The sequence below is a fragment of the Leucobacter sp. M11 genome (assembly GCF_035726885.1).
Taxonomy (GTDB): Bacteria; Actinomycetota; Actinomycetes; order Actinomycetales; family Microbacteriaceae; genus JAPFRB01.
The window spans coordinates 143,155-144,793 of sequence record NZ_JAPFRB010000004.1; the positions used below are offsets into that span (position 1 = coordinate 143,155).

Below are 1,639 nucleotides of genomic sequence, written 5' to 3' on the forward strand. Positions count from 1 at the left end.
CCTCCTGCTCGAAGACGAGCAGGAGCTCGTCACCGGGCAACGGTTGCCCTACCCGCTCGACACCGTGGAAGACGCGATCGCGCAGGCCGGGGCTCAGTGCCTGACCGAGGGCATCACCGCCTGCGTCGACGCCGGAATCGGCGCGGGCATCGAATCTCTGAGCGCGCTGGACCTGGCCGCATTCGCTCGGCTTCGTGCCCGTGGAAAGCTCCCGGTTCGCGTGCAGCTCATGCCGTTCCACGGGGTGCTCCACCCCCTCGCCGGGCACGAGCGGGACGGCGTCTCGGTGGGCCTGGATTTGGGCCTCACCCAGGGTTTTGGAGATGACTGGCTCTCCCTGGGCGCCGTGAAACTCTGGTTCGACGGGGGCATGATGGCCCGGTCGGCTGCGTTTACCGAGCCCTACGAGGGCACAGACGACCTCGGCCTGCTCGCGGAGGAACCCGAGACGCTCATCGACCGGGTCCTGCAGGCGCACCGCTCCGGGTGGCAGGTTGCCGCGCACGCGATTGGCGACCGCGCCATTGACGTGGCCATTGAGGCGTTCGAACGGGCCCAGCGAGACACACCCCGGCCGGACCTCCGGCACCGGATCGAGCACGGCGGGTATGTGCGAGACGACCAGGTCGCCCGGCTCGGCGCACTGGGCATCGCCATCGCCTCCCAGCCCTGCTTCCTCTGGGGGAGCGGCGACGACTTCACCCGGGTGGTCGGTCCGGAGCGCGCTCGTGGCCTCTACCGCGGTCGGTCGCTGTTGGATGCCGGGGTGCGCCTCGTCGGATCCACGGACCGCCCCCTGCCCGGAACCCCGCTCCGTGCGATGCAGGTGCTCGTGGAGCGCCGCTCGGATCGTGGCCTCGCGATGGGACCCGAGGAAGCGGTGAGCGTGGATGAGGCGATCCGGGCCTTCACCCGTGACGCCGCCTGGGCCGCCGGTTGGGAGGAGCGCCTGGGGTCGCTGGCCCCGGGCAAGCTCGCCGATTTCACCCTGCTCGGGGCCGATCCCGGCGAGGTCGAACCCGCCGGCATCGGGGAAATCCCCGTGCTCGCGACCTACCTCGACGGCCAAGCACGATGGGAGCGCTCCGCATGACCCAGCGCCCTGACACCTGCGCGGAACGTCTCGCCCGCGCCCTCGCTCGCCACAGCCGGATCGCCTTCGGGGTCATGGGAAATGGCAACGCGCATGTGATTGACGCGCTTCTGCGCACCGAGTGTCGCTACCTCGCCACTCGGCACGAGGCCGGGGCTGTCGGCGCTGCGGACGGTTTCTGGCGCGCCACGGGGAGCCTCGCCGTGGCCACCGTGACCTACGGTCCCGGCTACACCAACGCCCTCACCCCGCTCGCCGAAGCTGCCCAGGCACGCACCCCGATGCTCGTGGTCATCGGCGCGGCACCGAGCACGGGGCCGCGGCCCTGGGACGTGGATCAACCGGCGCTTGCCGAGGCGCTCGGGGTCCCCACCGTGACCCTGAGCGCGGACGGGATCGAAGCGACGGTTGCGGAGGCGAGTCGCCGCAGCCTGAGCGAACGGCGTCCCGTGGTGATCGCCCTGCCCTACGATGTCGCGACGAGTCCCGCGAACGGCCCAAGTTCCGCCGAGGGCCCGGCAACTCCCACAGCGCGGGAGGTCACGC

The 1,639-nt window shown here is 71.3% G+C and carries 2 protein-coding genes; both read left to right on the top strand.

The window, feature by feature from the left end; genetic code table 11:
• The coding region (locus OOT08_RS12625) for an amidohydrolase (protein WP_325093097.1) at positions 1 to 1,093 on the top strand (1,093 nt) is incomplete at its 5' end.
• A partial coding sequence (locus OOT08_RS12630; protein WP_325093098.1) for a thiamine pyrophosphate-binding protein occupies positions 1,090 to 1,639 on the top strand: 550 nt, incomplete at its 3' end. The genes OOT08_RS12625 and OOT08_RS12630, both read left to right, overlap by 4 nt.